Genomic DNA, 14,429 nt, shown 5'->3' with positions numbered 1-14,429 from the left:
AACAGATGGAAGTAAGCTTGAAACCAAGATGGGGGCTGCCTTGAAAAAAAACAAGCGCAAAGAGGACGTTAAAAATGCTTTAAAAGAAAAGGGGCCCGAAGGCCCCTTCTTTATTCCAGCTGCGTGACGCTTAAGCGTCTGGCGCGGCCTTGGCAGCCGGCTCACTGTTTTCGTAGATATACAGTGGCTTGGACTTGCCTTCTATAACGCTTTCATCGATCACTACTTTACTCACCTCGGACTGCGAGGGGATTTCATACATAGTGTCGAGCAATACACCTTCGAGAATCGAGCGCAGTCCACGGGCACCGGTCTTGCGTTCCAGGGCACGTTTGGCGACCGATTTGAGTGCGTCGGCCCGGAATTCCAGGTCCACGCCTTCCATCTCGAACAGCTTGGCATACTGTTTGGTCAGAGCATTTTTCGGCTCGGTGAGGATCTGCATCAATGCAGCCTCATCAAGCTCGTCCAGCGTGGCAAGAACCGGTAGACGACCGACGAATTCCGGGATCAGACCGAACTTGACCAGATCGTCAGGCTCGACTTCACGCAGGGATTCACCGACTTTCTTGCCTTCTTCCTTGCTGCGCACTTCTGCGTTGAAACCGATGCCGCCCTTGGTGGAACGGTTTTGAATAACCTTTTCCAGACCAGAGAATGCGCCGCCGCAGATGAACAGGATGTTACGGGTGTCAACCTGAAGGAATTCCTGCTGCGGATGCTTGCGACCACCTTGAGGCGGAACGGAAGCGACCGTACCTTCGATCAGCTTGAGCAGGGCCTGCTGCACGCCTTCACCGGAAACATCCCGGGTGATCGACGGGTTGTCAGACTTGCGCGAGATCTTGTCGATCTCATCGATGTAGACAATGCCCATCTGGGCTTTTTCTACGTCGTAATCGCACTTCTGCAGCAGCTTCTGAATGATGTTCTCGACATCTTCACCCACATAACCCGCCTCGGTGAGGGTGGTTGCGTCGGCGATGGTGAACGGAACGTTCAACAAGCGGGCCAGTGTTTCGGCAAGCAGGGTTTTACCCGAGCCTGTCGGGCCGATCAGCAAGATGTTGCTCTTGCCGAGTTCGACGTCGTCATTCTTTTTGTCACGCTGGTTCAGGCGTTTGTAGTGGTTGTACACCGCTACAGCCAGAACCTTTTTTGCACGCTCCTGACCAATCACGTACTGATCAAGGATGCCGCTGATTTCTTTAGGCGAAGGCAATTTATGCGCGCTGCTTTCCGCCTGGGCTTCCTGCACCTCCTCTCGGATGATGTCATTGCACAGGTCGACGCACTCGTCGCAGATAAAGACCGAGGGGCCGGCAATCAATTTGCGCACTTCATGCTGGCTTTTGCCACAGAAGGAGCAATAGAGCAGCTTGCCGTTGTCCTCGCCGTTGCGGGTGTCAGTCATTCGTTCGATCCAAATCCGATAGGCTTGCAACACAAGATGAAGGCTATTGCGGGCTTTTTCAAGCCCGCTGGTGATCGGACCAGCCGACCCGCCTTATTTTGAGCTGCTTATATTAAGCGGGGCGCTGGGTGATCACTTCATCGATCAACCCGTATTCACGCGCGGCTTCTGCACTCATGAAATTGTCGCGGTTGGTATCGCGCTCGATCTCTTCAAGCGTGCGCCCGCTATGCTTGGCCATCAGCGTGTTGAGACGCTCACGAATGAAGAGGATTTCCTTGGCATGGATTTCGATATCCGAAGCCTGCCCCTGGAAACCGCCCAGTGGCTGGTGAATCATCACGCGTGAGTTCGGCAGGCAGTAACGCTTGCCAGGAGCACCGGCGGTCAGCAGGAATGCGCCCATGCTGCAGGCCTGACCGATACAGGTGGTCGACACGTTTGGCTTGATGAACTGCATGGTGTCGTAGATCGACATGCCTGCCGTCACCGAACCGCCCGGGGAGTTGATATAGAGATGGATGTCCTTGTCCGGGTTTTCCGCTTCAAGGAACAGCAGCTGCGCACAAATCAGGTTGGCCATGTAGTCCTCTACCGGACCCACCAGAAAGATCACCCGCTCCTTGAGAAGACGCGAGTAAATGTCGTAGGCGCGCTCGCCACGAGCAGACTGCTCGACAACCATCGGGACCAGGCCGCCTGCGGCCTGGATATCAGAGTTCTGCTGAATATACGAATTACGGAACATGCTCTGCAGTCACTCCCAAATAGTTATGTCTTGAATACGCATAAGCCAGCACGAAGGCTGGCTTATGGTGTGTGCTTCTTACCGCAGAAAAGATCAGTCGGCTTGTGGAGCTTCTACCGGCTTGACCGCTTCTTCGTAAGAGACCGATTTGTCGGTCACGCTAGCTTTCTGCAGAACAGTATCCACAACTTGCTCTTCCAGCACAACCGAACGGACTTCGTTCAGTTGCTGCTCGTTCTTGTAGTACCAGGACACAACCTGCTCAGGCTCTTGGTAGGCCGAAGCCATTTCCTGGATCATTTCGCGAACGCGGGCTTCGTCAGGCTTGAGGTCGAATTGCTTGACCACTTCAGCCACGATCAGACCCAGAACAACGCGACGCTTGGCTTGCTCTTCGAACAGCTCGGCTGGCAGTTGGTCAGGCTTGATGTTGCCGCCGAACTGCTGAACAGCCTGCACGCGCAGACGGTCAACTTCGTTGGACAGCAGAGCCTTTGGCACTTCGATCGGGTTGGTGGCCAGCAGACCGTCCATTACCTGATTCTTGACCTTGGATTTGATTGCCTGACGCAGCTCACGCTCCATGTTCTTGCGAACTTCGGCGCGGAAGCCTTCCAGACCGGTTTCCTTGATGCCGAATTGAGCGAAGAACTCTTCGTTCAGCTCAGGCAGTTTTGGCTCGGAAACAGTGTTCACAGTTACGGTGAACTCAGCGGTTTTGCCCGCCAGGTCCAGGTTCTGATAGTCAGCTGGGAAGGTCAGGTTCAGAACGCGCTCTTCGCCGGCTTTAGCGCCAACCAGACCGTCTTCGAAACCCGGGATCATGCGGCCGGAACCCAGAACCAGCTGAGTGCCTTTGGCGGAACCGCCAGCGAACACTTCACCGTCAACCTTGCCGACGAAATCGATGTTCAGTTGGTCGTCGTTCTGAGCGGCGCGATCGGCCACTTCGAAACGGGTGTTCTGCTTGCGCAGCACGTCCAGCATTTTGTCCAGATCGGCGTCAGCCACGTCAGCGCTCAGGCGCTCAACGGTGATGCCTTCGAAACCGGCAACGGTGAACTCTGGGAACACTTCGAAAATCGCGACGTATTCCAGGTCTTTGCCAGCTTCCAGGGATTTCGGCTCAATCGAAGGAGCGCCAGCCGGGTTCAGCTTTTGCTCAACTACGGCTTCGTAGAAAGAGGACTGGATGACGTCGCCTACAGCTTCCTGACGTGCATCAGCACCAAAACGGCGCTTGATTTCGCTCATCGGCACTTTGCCTGGACGGAAACCAGCGATCTTGGCCTTTTGGGCGGTCTGCTGCAGACGCTTGTTGACCTGAGTCTCGATGCGCTCAGCCGGCACGGTGATGCTCATGCGGCGCTCAAGAGCAGAAGTATTTTCAACAGAAACTTGCATGGATATTCCTCGTTGCACAGACGTTGGCCGGCCGTTTCCGACCCCAGAATCAAGGGCATGCATTCTAGTAGGTCAAACTCAAGAAGTCACCCTACTGAAAACGGGTAACAACGCAGCAGGCAATTTATAGGTGCGAATGCATGAATGCATCTCGCCCCGGTGGCAAATACAGCCAATCATGCCAGGGCTCTGCGCCAACCCTTCTATATATAGAAGCGATTGCCAGGCATCTCCCTGACAGCCGATCTCGCGAGCAAGACCGGCGAGCAGCACGGCATCATCGAGAAACAAAAATACGACGAAACGCCCTGCGCCTGCGACCCAGAACCTGCAGTCGCGAAACACTCAGACCACTAAAACAAAAAAGGCGCCAGACTGTTAAATCTGGCGCCTTTCGGAATATGGGGTGGACGATGGGGATCGAACCCACGACAACGGGAGTCACAATCCCGTGCTCTACCAACTGAGCTACGCCCACCATATTGCGTAACAAAGAAGCCAAACAACTTCTTCGTTGAGCTCCAGCCAAGCCAGCGGCCTGAATGAAGCTTTATTTGGTGCGGATGAAGAGACTCGAACTCTTACGCCTCGCGGCGCTGGAACCTAAATCCAGTGTGTCTACCAATTCCACCACATCCGCATGTAGCCGTTAAAGCAAAGGCGCCAGACTGTTAATCTGGCGCCTTTCGAAATATGGGGTGGACGATGGGGATCGAACCCACGACAACGGGAGTCACAATCCCGTGCTCTACCAACTGAGCTACGCCCACCATATCGCGTTACTTGTGCCAAAGCTGCCTAATGGCGCACCCGGCAGGACTCGAACCTGCGACCATCCGCTTAGAAGGCGGATGCTCTATCCAGCTGAGCTACGGGCGCCTTGTTAATCTGTACCCTTGAAGGACTACAAACTAAGTGCTTTCCAGCCTTGCAGAATCGTAATTCCACTCGACCTTCTTAACCAGTGCTAGGCTGTGCCCGACAAGTGCGACGAATAGTATAGAGCCCCCCGTAGGGCGTCAAATCCTTTTTAAAAAAAATTCATTTAATTAAAGGGGTTAGAGGAATTTGCAGACCAAGCGCCTTTGCCCTCACCTCATGACATGCGAGAATGCGTTCTCTTTTTTTCCCCTCTCGATGGTTAATCACGCGCAATGACTGCACAACTAATCGACGGCAAATCGATCGCCGCCAGCCTGCGCCAGCAGATCGCCAAACGCGTCACCGAGCGTCGCCAGCAAGGCCTGCGCACTCCCGGTCTCGCGGTGATCCTGGTCGGCAGCGATCCTGCCTCTCAGGTTTATGTCTCGCACAAGCGTAAAGACTGTGAAGAGGTCGGCTTCATTTCCCAAGCCTACGACCTGCCTTCCGAAACCACTCAAGAAGCGCTGACCGCCCTGATCGATCGCCTGAACGACGACCCGGCAATCGACGGCGTTCTGCTTCAGCTTCCGTTGCCTGAACACCTGGACGCGTCCAAATTGCTGGAACGCATTCGTCCGGACAAAGACGTCGACGGCTTCCATCCTTATAACGTCGGTCGTCTGGCCCAGCGCATTCCGCTGCTGCGCCCTTGCACGCCCAAAGGGATCATGACCCTGCTGGAAAGCACCGGGGCCGATCTTTACGGGATGGACGCAGTGGTCGTCGGCGCCTCCAACATTGTCGGGCGACCGATGGCGATGGAATTGCTGCTGGCCGGTTGCACCGTGACCGTCACCCACCGCTTCACCAAGGATCTGGCAGGCCACGTCGGTCGTGCCGATCTGGTGGTGGTCGCCGCCGGCAAGCCGGGCCTGGTCAAGGGTGAATGGATCAAGGAAGGCGCGATCGTGATCGACGTCGGCATCAACCGTCAGGAAGACGGCAAACTGGTCGGAGACGTGATCTACGAAACCGCCCTGCCCCGCGCCGGCTGGATCACTCCAGTACCGGGCGGCGTCGGCCCGATGACCCGCGCCTGCCTGCTGGAAAACACGCTGTACGCAGCGGAAACGCTGCACAGCTGAGTTCACGCCTCGATCCAGGCAACGAACAAAAGAACCCCGCCAATGGCGGGGTTCTTTTTGCCCGCTGAACGGCCCCTACCACTCGCCGGAAACCTGCTGTTTTGTAGGGCTTTTCAAGGACTTTGACTTGTTGATTGAACAACCATCGACAGTTCTTCAGCCATACTCCTAAAATGCGTCGTTTTTAAAGAAACAACCCGTTACAAACGGCTAATCCACACCTTATGAGTCTGCCAGCGTGAAAATCCGTCTTTCCATCCTGAGCCTATTTTTTGCATTTACAGGGACGTTCATCACGCCAGCGGTCAATGCTGCTGAAACCACCGCGGCACCTCGAGATACGAAACAACTCAAGCTGGCTTCCGGCAGCTCCTTGCTGCTGGATATGCAGACCAACAAAGTCATCTATGCCAGCAACCCCGATGTAGTTGTCCCTATCGCCTCCGTCAGCAAATTGATGACCGGTCTTGTCGTGGTCGAAGCCAGACAAAACATGGACGAGTACATCAATATCAACATCAGCGATACGCCAGAAATGAAAGGCGTGTATTCCCGGGTGAAACTCAAAAGCGAATTGCCGCGCAGGGAAATGCTGCTGATCGCGCTGATGTCCTCGGAAAACCGCGCAGCCGCGAGCCTGGCCCACCACTATCCGGGCGGCTATGTCGCATTCATTGCCGCGATGAACGCCAAGGCCAAGGCACTGGGCATGACCAGCACCCACTTCGTCGAACCGACTGGCCTCTCCCCTCGTAACGTTTCTACCGCACGCGACCTGAGCAAATTGCTGATCGCGGCGCACAAGTACCCGTTATTGACCGAGTTGAGCACCACCAAGGAAAAAACCGTCTCGTTTCGCAAACCCAATTACAGCCTGGGTTTCCGCAACACCGACCATCTGGTCGGCAAGCCGAACTGGGACATCAAGTTGACCAAAACCGGCTTTACCAATGAAGCCGGCCACTGCCTGGTGCTGGTGACCAGCATGGGTAATCGTCCGGTGGCGCTGGTGATTCTCGATGCGTACGGCAAGTACACACACTTCGCCGATGCCAGTCGTATTCGCAACTGGGTCGAGACCGGCAAGGGCGCCAATGTTCCGTCTGAGGCCTTGCAGTACAAGTCGGAGAAGAACCTCAAGCACCGTCAGAGTGGTGTGGTTGAGGCTTCGAAGTAGTTGGGGATATATCCGTTTCATCGGTAACGGCGGCTGATGGTTTCGCCCTTACGGCGAGTCACTTTCGAAAAGCGCGAAAGTAACCAAAGCGCTCTTGCCCCTTTCGTTCGGTGCCTCGCCTAGGCTCGGCATGCCCTCGCTCCGGTCCTGCTCCGTGGGCCCGCCGCCATCGGCCATCCATGGCCGGGGGCGGCTAACCCGGCATCCATGCCGGGTTGCCCACTACGCAGAACCTCCACTCGGCCTCTCGTGGGGGCGCTCAGATCAAAAGCTGAAGGCGAGCTAACGCTCGGCCTGATGAGTGGTGGAAATCAAAAGCGTATGCGATTTCCTGTAGGAGCCGGCTTGCCGGCGAAAAGCGTTTGGGCGACGCGTTCATTCAGACAGCCCGCGTTATCGTTGGCGTCCATCGCTGCGATGCGGCGACCCGACAAGCCAGCTCCTACAATTTTGAATCGTGTGAACCCAATCCATTGTAGGAGCCGGCTTGCTGGCGATGGCGTCGATCCAGTTAATAAATATGTTGGATGACCCACCGCTATCGCCAGCAAGCCGGCTCCTACAGGGGGTTGGTGTGCATGTCCGGAATGAGTGAACGCATCAAAGAAGGGCAACACGGACGACTGAAGAGCCAGGTCGGCTTTCAGGCCGCCTCGGCGGCTGTGGCGGTAGTCGCCCCCTCGAGAGGCTGAGCGCAGGTTCTGCGCAGTGGGCAACCCGGCATGGATGCCGGGTTAGCCGCCCCCGGCCATGGATGGCCGATGGCGGCGGGCCCACGGAGCAGGACCGGAGCGAGGGCATGCCGAGCCTAGGCGAGGCACCGAACGAAAGGGGCAAAAGCCCTTTGGTTACTTTGGGGCTTTTCCAAAGTGACTCGCCGTAAGGGCGAAACCAATAGCCGCCGTTACCGCAATAACGGATATACCCCCAATCCACTGAACGCCAAACCGAAAACCTCAATCATTCGGCAACGGCATCTGATCATCATCCGGAATACCATCCCCCGCACTCGGATCCCTTGGCCTCACCACCGGCCTGACCAATGGATCACGCATCGGACTGCCCGGATCCATCACCGGATCAATATCATCCTCCACAGTGGTTGGAACACTGTCCGGACGCTTGTCGTCAAAACTCGAATCAGTAGACATACGCACCTCACACAAAACGTCAGGGTTTCAAATTCGCGAGCGGGTCGTAAGGTTTGGCGGGAGCCTTGCCCGCCTCGCCCGGTTTTACATCCCTTGGCGCCCTGGCTGGTCCGATGGGGTCGACCTGAGGGTCGGCAAGGTCCGGTGAATCCGGATCGAAACCCAACTCATTGCCTGATGAATGCTCGGACGAGTGCGGCCCGGAGGGTGAAGTGGGATGTGTCATGGACGCCTCCTTGGAACGGACCCGGAAACATCCGGGCCCTTATCCTTTAGAGGCCAATCGCAAGTGGCAGTGCCGGGCAGATGACGAACGGGAAGCTTACTGCGAAGTCAGCGCCTTCTTCGCACGGGTAGCGGCCTGCTCCTGGCCGGCCTGAGCCAGATCGTTCGCCGCTTTCAACCAACGCGACTGATCAACGTTGGCCGGAATCTGCTCCGGTTTCTGGATCAGCACCGCCCAACCACCCGCATCCTTGAACGACGACTCAAACGAGCTGAAGCTCATCAACTCCCGACGATTCATTCCCGAGCGCAGCAACACAGTCCGCTTCTGACGGTTGTACCCGGCGAGAATGGCGTAACGCGGTTCAGCCCAGAACGCCGAGCCTTCAGTGAAGCGCACCATCACCGGGTAACCCGCCGCAACCTGGGTCAGCAGCGCAGGCAAATGGCTGTCGAGTGGGTAAACGACCATCCCGTACTCGCGGGCGAGGTTCTGCATGTTCTGCTGCAATTGCGCTTCGGCGCCCGGCAGGTGCAAAGGTTTTTCGAGCAACCCCGGGGTAATCACGATGCCCTGCTGGGCCAACAGACTGGCCAGCACCTGGGGCCCGCTTTGAAAGCTTTGCCCACGGTAGAACGTCCCGCTGAGTTCCACGCGTTCCGGCAGACGCTTGACCTCCGGCGCCACGCTGCCCGCGCAGCCTGCCAGACCTGCAACACAGCCAACAATCAGGGCTGCCGTTCGAATTCGCGAAAATACCCGCACCATCATCACTCTCTTGTTCAGACGCCAGGTGTCCGTGCTCCCGGCTTGGCCGTTGATCATAGGACGCCGCGCGACAGCGGTATAGCCTTAACCGGCAGTTGATTGCGTTCGATAGAGCGAACTGATTGGTCGGCACCGACCTTTGGTCAATAGCCTGCAACATGGCAGCGACTAGACTGTCACTTGCAAAGCGTGTGTGCCCGAAGCAGGGCGAAGAGGAGGCACTGATGAGCCTGACAATGACCATTGTGATGTTGATTTTCAGTTGGCTGGCTGTTGCCGCCGCCATGTTGTGGGGAGTCCTGCGAATTGCCCGCAGGCACCATCACCACCCCGCCCAGCCGGCTCGGGTGACGAAAACCGATAAACCGGTTGCACGTCACGCCACTGCGCACTGACGGACACTTTTTAATACCCCAAATACAAACGGCCGCCTGGACTCTTGCGAGTGCAGGCGGCCGTTTTCGTTTCAGCCCAGGTTACGCTTCAGCGGCAATGCGCTTCTGCTTGGCCCGTCGCGACATCATGTTCAAGCCTTCAATCGTTGCCGAGAACGCCATGGCTGCGTAGACGTAGCCTTTCGGTACGTGGGCGCCGAAGCCTTCGGCGATCAGCGTCATGCCGATCATGATCAGGAAGCCCAGCGCCAGCATCACCACCGTCGGGTTGTCGTTGATGAACTTGGCCAATGGGTCAGCCGCCAACAACATCACCAGCACCGACACCACCACCGCGATGATCATGATCGGCAAATGCTCGGTCATGCCGACAGCGGTAATGATGCTGTCGATGGAGAACACCATGTCCAGCATCAGGATCTGACCGATCGCGGCAGCAAAGCCCAAGGTCACGGTCGAGGTCGCCGACTTCGGATCTTCCGGCGCCGGGTCCATGCTGTGATGGATCTCGGTGGTCGCCTTCCACAACAGGAACAGGCCGCCGGCGATCAGGATCATGTCCTTCCAGGAGAACGCGTGGCCGAGGATCTCGATCACCGGCTCAGTCAACTGGACGATGAACGCGATGGTGCTCAGCAGTGCCAGTCGCAGGATCAGCGCCATGCCGATACCGATGCGCCGCGCCTTCTGCCGATGCTGTTCCGGCAGTTTGTTGGTCAGGATCGAGATGAAGATCAGGTTATCGATGCCAAGCACGATTTCCATCACCACCAGCGTGGCCAGGGCGACCCAGGCGGTGGGGCTTGCAGCAAGTTCTAAAAGGTATTCCATGGGTCAGTCCTGACTCGTTTTAAGACGGTTTAGATTTCCTGGGACGACGATTCGGTTTTCTCTTTGTCGTCGCCCGATGATTCTTTCTTGCTGATCAACCCGCTGGTGGCATCGCTGAGCGCTTGCTCGGCGGCTTTGTGGGTGTCGTCAATCGCTTGCTTGGCGGATTCGGCAGCCTTGCCCATCAGTTGCTGAGCGCTTTTTTCGGCCTGGTCGCAACCGGCCAGCACCAGTAAAGACGCAATCAACAGTGCCGTGGTTTTAAGCTTCATGATGCTTTCCTCGATAGAACAAAACGGGCCGAAACGATGGCCCGTTGATAGCGAGGCATTCTAGGGAGGCAAACACTTCAGGAAAATTCGTATTTTTAGCGGTTATACTTCGGTTTTCACGAACTGTAGGTCGCCATGCTCAACTATCGACAACTGCATTACTTCTGGGTCGTGGCCAAGACCGGCAGCATCGTGCGCGCCTGCGAACAGCTGAACCTGACGCCGCAAACCATCAGCGGGCAGATTTCCTTGCTCGAACAAACGTATGGCATCGAGTTGTTTCGTCGGGTCGGCCGACAGCTGGAACTCACCGAAGCCGGCCGCCAGACCCTGCCCTACGCCGAGCAGATGTTTCAGCTCGGCGGTGAATTGGAGCTGATGCTGCGGGCGCAACCCAATGAGCAACAGATTCTGTTTCGGGTTGGCGTGGCTGATGTGGTGCCCAAATCCATCGTCTACCGCCTGATCGCGCCGACCATGGAGCTGAGCGAACCGCTGCGCATTACCTGTCGCGAAGACAAACTCGAACGCTTGCTCGCCGACCTGGCGATTCAGCGCCTCGATCTGGTGATCTCCGACAGCCCGATGCCGTCGCACCTCGACATCAAGGGCTACAGCCAGAAACTCGGGGAATGCGGAATCAGCTTCTTCGCCACCGCCGAACTGGCGGCGCAGTACGGCCAGGATTTCCCGCGCAGCCTGCACGGCGCACCGCTACTGATTCCGGGGCCGGAAACCGTGGTGCGCAGTCGTTTGCAACGCTGGTTTGCCGAGCAGCAGATTCAGCCGCGCATCGTCGGTGAGTTCGACGACAGCGCGTTGATGCAGGCTTTCGGCCAATCCGGCAGCGGAATTTTCATCGGCCCGAGCGTGATTGCCGATGAGGTGAAGCGTCAGTGCGGCGTGGAATTGATTGGCCAGACCGACGCCGTGACCGAGTCGTTCTACGCCATTTCGGTGGAGCGCAAGGTCAAGCACCCCGGCATCGTTGCGATTACCGAAGGTGCCCGACGCGAGCTGTTCACCGAGATATGAGGGTCAGGCGCAGACTTCGCGGGGCTTGAAGGTCATCAGCGCCATGGCCAACAGGATCGAGATCAGAATAAAACCGGCCGCCGCAAAGCCAAGCCCACCCAGGCCAACGCTGTCGATCACCCGGCCACCGACCATCGCGCCCAGACCGATACCGAGGTTGGCGCCAGCAATGTTCAGCGACGCGGCAAACGCCGGTGCTTCAGGTGCGGCTTTCATCAAACGCACATGGCTGACCAGGAACAACGCCGCTTGTGTCACACCCCAAATGCCCATTGCCGCCGCCAGACCCAGCGGCGAATGGATGTTCGGAACCAGCGTCACCATGCCGGCGATCATGAACGCGCAGAACGTCACGGAAGCGATCAGCGGATGACGATCCACCGCGCGACCGCCCAGCGAGTTGCCGATCAGGCCCACCGCGCCGAAGCCCATCAGGCACCAACCCACCACGGTGCCGTTGAAACCGGCCAACCGCTCAAGAATGTCCGCCAGATAGGTGTAAGCGGTGAACATGCCGCTGAACACCAGGATCGACAGCAACACGTGCCCGATCATCAACGGGCTGCGCAGGATCTTGAACTGCGAACGGAAGCTCACCTGGTGTTGATGCAGGCTGGTTTTCGGCAAGTAGATAAACAGCAGCAACGCCTTGGCAAACGCGATCACCGCCAGAATGCCGAAGGCACTGCGCCAGCCGAACGCATCGGAAATCAACGTACCCACCGGAATCCCGAACACGGTCGCGCAAACGATGCCGAAACCTATCTTGGCAATGGCGCGCCCGGCGTAATCCGGCCCGACGATGTCCACCGCCGTTTCACTGGCCAGGGCCCAGAACACAGGCAGCCCGAGCGCGGGGATCAACCGCGCAACGGCCATCACCCAGATGTTCGGCGCAAACGCCGCGAGGGTGTTGGCCAGACCGAACATGATCAACACCGAGATGAACAGCTTGCGCCGTTCGAACCGGGCGAAGTACGCGGTCAGGAACGGCCCGAACGCGGCGACAGTGAAGGCGAACAACGTCACCAGCAAACCCGCCTGGGGGATGGTCACTTCAAGATCCCGGGCGATTGCCGGCAACAGGCCGACGATGATGAATTCCGTGGTCAGCACCGTGAAACCGGCGGCGGACAACAGAAGGATGGGCAACAGCATGCAGAACTCCAGAAAACGACAACACCAGCGATAGCCCGAAGGCTCGCTGGCAGACATGAAAATGAGGATGCGCAATCTTAACAGAGTGTTTCCAAAGGCGGTTGCACGAACCTGCACATCGCGTTTAACAGGCGGGTGGCAGATCGTCACAGGTCTGAGGGATGCGGACGACGCTGTGATAAAGTCCGCGCCCTGCGATTCGTACACCCTGTTCATCCGCCCTTTAATGGCCGCGATGTCGCGACACCCCGCACCTAATAAAATCAGAGATGCCGTTTTATGACCGCTTCATCCCCTTCGCTATTGCAACGCTTGAAACGCTTGAGCCTGGTTACGCAAATCATCATCGGCCTGCTCGCCGGGATTGCCCTGGCGCTGGTTGCGCCGGACGTGGCGAAGTCCACTGCGTTCATCGGCAAAGTGTTCGTCTCGGCGCTGAAAGCCGTCGCGCCGATTCTGGTGTTCGTGCTGGTCATGGCGTCGATCGCCAACCACAAGCACGGCCAGGAAACCCACATCCGCCCAATTCTGTTTCTGTACTTGCTGGGCACGTTTGCGGCGGCCGTGGTCGCGGTCGTGGCCAGCATGATGTTCCCGTCGAGCCTGGTGCTGTCCACCCACGACGTCGCGGTGACGGCGCCGGGCGGTATCGGCGAAGTGCTGCAAAGCCTGCTGCTGAGCGTGGTGGATAACCCGGTCAGCGCGCTGATGAATGCCAATTTCATCGGCATTCTGGCGTGGGCCATCGGCATGGGCGTCGCCATTCGCCATGCCGGTGACACCACGCGTGAAGTGCTCGGCGACTTGTCCAACGGCGTGACCCTGATCGTGCGCCTGGTGATCCGTTTTGCGCCGCTGGGGATTTTCGGCCTGGTGGCGTCGACCCTCGCCACTTCCGGTTTCGGTGCCTTGATCGGCTACGCGCATCTGCTGGCGGTGTTGCTGGGTTGCATGCTGTTTGTGGCGCTGGTGATGAACCCGGTGATCGTGTTCTGGAAGCTGCGTCGCAACCCGTATCCGCTGGTGATCATGTGTTTGCGTGAAAGTGGCATTACGGCGTTTTTCACCCGCAGTTCGGCGGCGAATATTCCGGTCAATCTGGAGTTGAGCAAGCGCCTGGGTCTGCATGAGGACACTTATTCGGTTTCGATTCCTCTGGGTGCGACGATCAACATGGCGGGTGCTGCGATCACCATTACCGTGCTGACCCTGGCGGCTGTGCATACGCTGGGTATTGCCGTGGACATTCCGACTGCCATCCTGCTGAGTGTCGTTGCGGCGATTTGTGCCTGTGGCGCTTCGGGTGTGGCGGGTGGTTCGTTGTTGCTGATTCCACTGGCGTGCAGTCTGTTCGGCATTCCGAGCGAGATCGCCATGCAGGTGGTGGCGGTTGGTTTCATTATTGGTGTGCTGCAGGATTCGGCGGAGACTGCGCTGAATTCTTCGACTGATGTGCTGTTTACGGCGGCGGCTTGTTTGGGTGAGGACGAGAAGGCTCAGCGTTTGGCGTGACGCGTGGTTTGGTGGTTTGGTTTGGGGCATATCCGTTGCTGCGGTAACGGCCTCTATTGGTTTCGCCCTTACGGCGAGTCACTTGGAAAAGCCCCAAGTAACCAAGGGCTCTTGCCCCTTTCGTTCGGTGCCTCGCCTAGGCTCGGCATGCCCTCGCTCCGGTCCTGCTCCATGGGCCCGCCGCCATCGGCCATCCATGGCCGGGGGCGGCTAACCCGGCATCCATGCCGGGTTGCCCACTACGCAGAACCTCCACTCGGCCTCTCGAGGGGGCGCTCAGATCAAAAGCGGAAGGCGAGCTAACGCTCGGCCTGATGAGCGGTGGAAAT

The 14,429-nt window shown here is 57.7% G+C and carries 14 protein-coding genes and 4 tRNA genes; 5 read left to right on the top strand and 13 right to left on the bottom strand.

Features of this window, described 5'->3' with window-relative positions; all coding sequences use genetic code 11:
* Nucleotides 1-130: 130 nt before the first annotated feature.
* The 7 genes from clpX to IB246_RS20870 all read right to left on the bottom strand — a co-directional run bounded on the left by clpX (nt 131) and on the right by IB246_RS20870 (nt 4,445).
* The gene (gene clpX / locus IB246_RS20900; protein WP_007946893.1) at nt 131-1,414 is read right to left on the bottom strand and encodes an ATP-dependent Clp protease ATP-binding subunit ClpX; all 1,284 of its coding nucleotides are present in this window, start codon (nt 1,412-1,414) and stop codon (nt 131-133) included.
* Between the two features lie 112 nt (nt 1,415-1,526).
* Nucleotides 1,527-2,162 carry an ATP-dependent Clp endopeptidase proteolytic subunit ClpP gene (clpP, locus tag IB246_RS20895; RefSeq protein WP_008034105.1) on the bottom strand — a complete coding sequence of 212 codons (636 nt, stop codon included), beginning with the start codon at nt 2,160-2,162 and terminating at the stop codon, nt 1,527-1,529.
* 93 nt (nt 2,163-2,255) lie between these two features.
* Nucleotides 2,256-3,566 carry a trigger factor gene (gene tig / locus IB246_RS20890; protein WP_032832734.1) on the bottom strand — a complete coding sequence of 437 codons (1,311 nt, stop codon included), beginning with the start codon at nt 3,564-3,566 and terminating at the stop codon, nt 2,256-2,258.
* Nucleotides 3,567-3,968: 402 nt separating this feature from the next.
* Nucleotides 3,969-4,044, bottom strand: a tRNA-His gene (locus IB246_RS20885).
* 77 nt (nt 4,045-4,121) lie between these two features.
* Nucleotides 4,122-4,206: transfer RNA gene (locus IB246_RS20880), tRNA-Leu, on the bottom strand.
* A gap of 54 nt (nt 4,207-4,260) precedes the next feature.
* Nucleotides 4,261-4,336 (bottom strand) — tRNA-His (locus IB246_RS20875).
* A 32-nt stretch (nt 4,337-4,368) separates the two neighbouring features.
* Nucleotides 4,369-4,445: transfer RNA gene (locus tag IB246_RS20870), tRNA-Arg, on the bottom strand.
* 275 nt (nt 4,446-4,720) lie between these two features.
* Here IB246_RS20870 and folD point away from each other — a divergent pair.
* Nucleotides 4,721-5,575, top strand: coding sequence for a bifunctional methylenetetrahydrofolate dehydrogenase/methenyltetrahydrofolate cyclohydrolase FolD (folD, locus tag IB246_RS20865; protein WP_008034109.1), 855 nt, complete (start codon nt 4,721-4,723; stop codon nt 5,573-5,575).
* Between the two features lie 238 nt (nt 5,576-5,813).
* Nucleotides 5,814-6,752, top strand: coding sequence for a D-alanyl-D-alanine endopeptidase (pbpG, locus tag IB246_RS20860; RefSeq protein WP_008042660.1), 939 nt, complete (start codon nt 5,814-5,816; stop codon nt 6,750-6,752).
* A 956-nt stretch (nt 6,753-7,708) separates the two neighbouring features.
* On the opposite strand, the gene IB246_RS20855 is transcribed toward pbpG, so the two are convergent.
* The 3 genes from IB246_RS20855 to IB246_RS20850 form a co-directional block, all read right to left on the bottom strand.
* On the bottom strand, nt 7,709-7,903 hold the full coding sequence (locus tag IB246_RS20855) for a hypothetical protein (RefSeq protein WP_008044165.1): 195 nt from the start codon (nt 7,901-7,903) through the stop codon (nt 7,709-7,711).
* A gap of 19 nt (nt 7,904-7,922) precedes the next feature.
* A complete protein-coding gene (locus IB246_RS28730; RefSeq protein ID WP_008033692.1) occupies nt 7,923-8,129 on the bottom strand; it encodes a DUF6021 family protein in 207 nt (68 codons plus the stop codon).
* A 96-nt stretch (nt 8,130-8,225) separates the two neighbouring features.
* Nucleotides 8,226-8,954, bottom strand: coding sequence for a hypothetical protein (locus IB246_RS20850; RefSeq protein WP_008044164.1), 729 nt, complete (start codon nt 8,952-8,954; stop codon nt 8,226-8,228).
* Between the two features lie 167 nt (nt 8,955-9,121).
* On the opposite strand from IB246_RS20850, the gene IB246_RS20845 reads away from it, so the two are divergent.
* Nucleotides 9,122-9,292 carry a hypothetical protein gene (locus IB246_RS20845; RefSeq protein WP_177318192.1) on the top strand — a complete coding sequence of 57 codons (171 nt, stop codon included), beginning with the start codon at nt 9,122-9,124 and terminating at the stop codon, nt 9,290-9,292.
* An 81-nt stretch (nt 9,293-9,373) separates the two neighbouring features.
* Here IB246_RS20845 and IB246_RS20840 read toward each other — a convergent pair whose 3' ends face one another.
* Both IB246_RS20840 and IB246_RS20835 read right to left on the bottom strand, forming a co-directional pair.
* Nucleotides 9,374-10,123 (bottom strand): TerC family protein, encoded by a 750-nt coding sequence (locus tag IB246_RS20840; RefSeq protein WP_008044163.1) that lies wholly within the window; start codon nt 10,121-10,123, stop codon nt 9,374-9,376.
* A 29-nt stretch (nt 10,124-10,152) separates the two neighbouring features.
* The gene (locus IB246_RS20835) at nt 10,153-10,395 is read right to left on the bottom strand and encodes a hypothetical protein (protein WP_008044162.1); all 243 of its coding nucleotides are present in this window, start codon (nt 10,393-10,395) and stop codon (nt 10,153-10,155) included.
* Between the two features lie 135 nt (nt 10,396-10,530).
* Between IB246_RS20835 and nhaR the strand changes: the two genes are divergently transcribed.
* Nucleotides 10,531-11,430 (top strand): transcriptional activator NhaR, encoded by a 900-nt coding sequence (gene nhaR / locus IB246_RS20830; RefSeq protein WP_008033698.1) that lies wholly within the window; start codon nt 10,531-10,533, stop codon nt 11,428-11,430.
* Between the two features lie 3 nt (nt 11,431-11,433).
* Here the strand turns inward: nhaR and IB246_RS20825 are convergent, their stop codons facing one another.
* On the bottom strand, nt 11,434-12,588 hold the full coding sequence (locus tag IB246_RS20825; RefSeq protein ID WP_008033699.1) for an MFS transporter: 1,155 nt from the start codon (nt 12,586-12,588) through the stop codon (nt 11,434-11,436).
* Between the two features lie 279 nt (nt 12,589-12,867).
* On the opposite strand from IB246_RS20825, the gene sstT reads away from it, so the two are divergent.
* Nucleotides 12,868-14,100 (top strand): serine/threonine transporter SstT, encoded by a 1,233-nt coding sequence (gene sstT / locus IB246_RS20820; RefSeq protein WP_008033700.1) that lies wholly within the window; start codon nt 12,868-12,870, stop codon nt 14,098-14,100.
* Nucleotides 14,101-14,429: the final 329 nt, after the last annotated feature.

This window comes from Pseudomonas sp. PDM01 (assembly GCF_014852325.1).
GTDB lineage: Bacteria > Pseudomonadota > Gammaproteobacteria > Pseudomonadales > Pseudomonadaceae > Aquipseudomonas > Aquipseudomonas migulae.
Note: the sequence above shows the minus strand (reverse complement) of the source record. Positions and strands in the feature narration are given on the sequence as shown.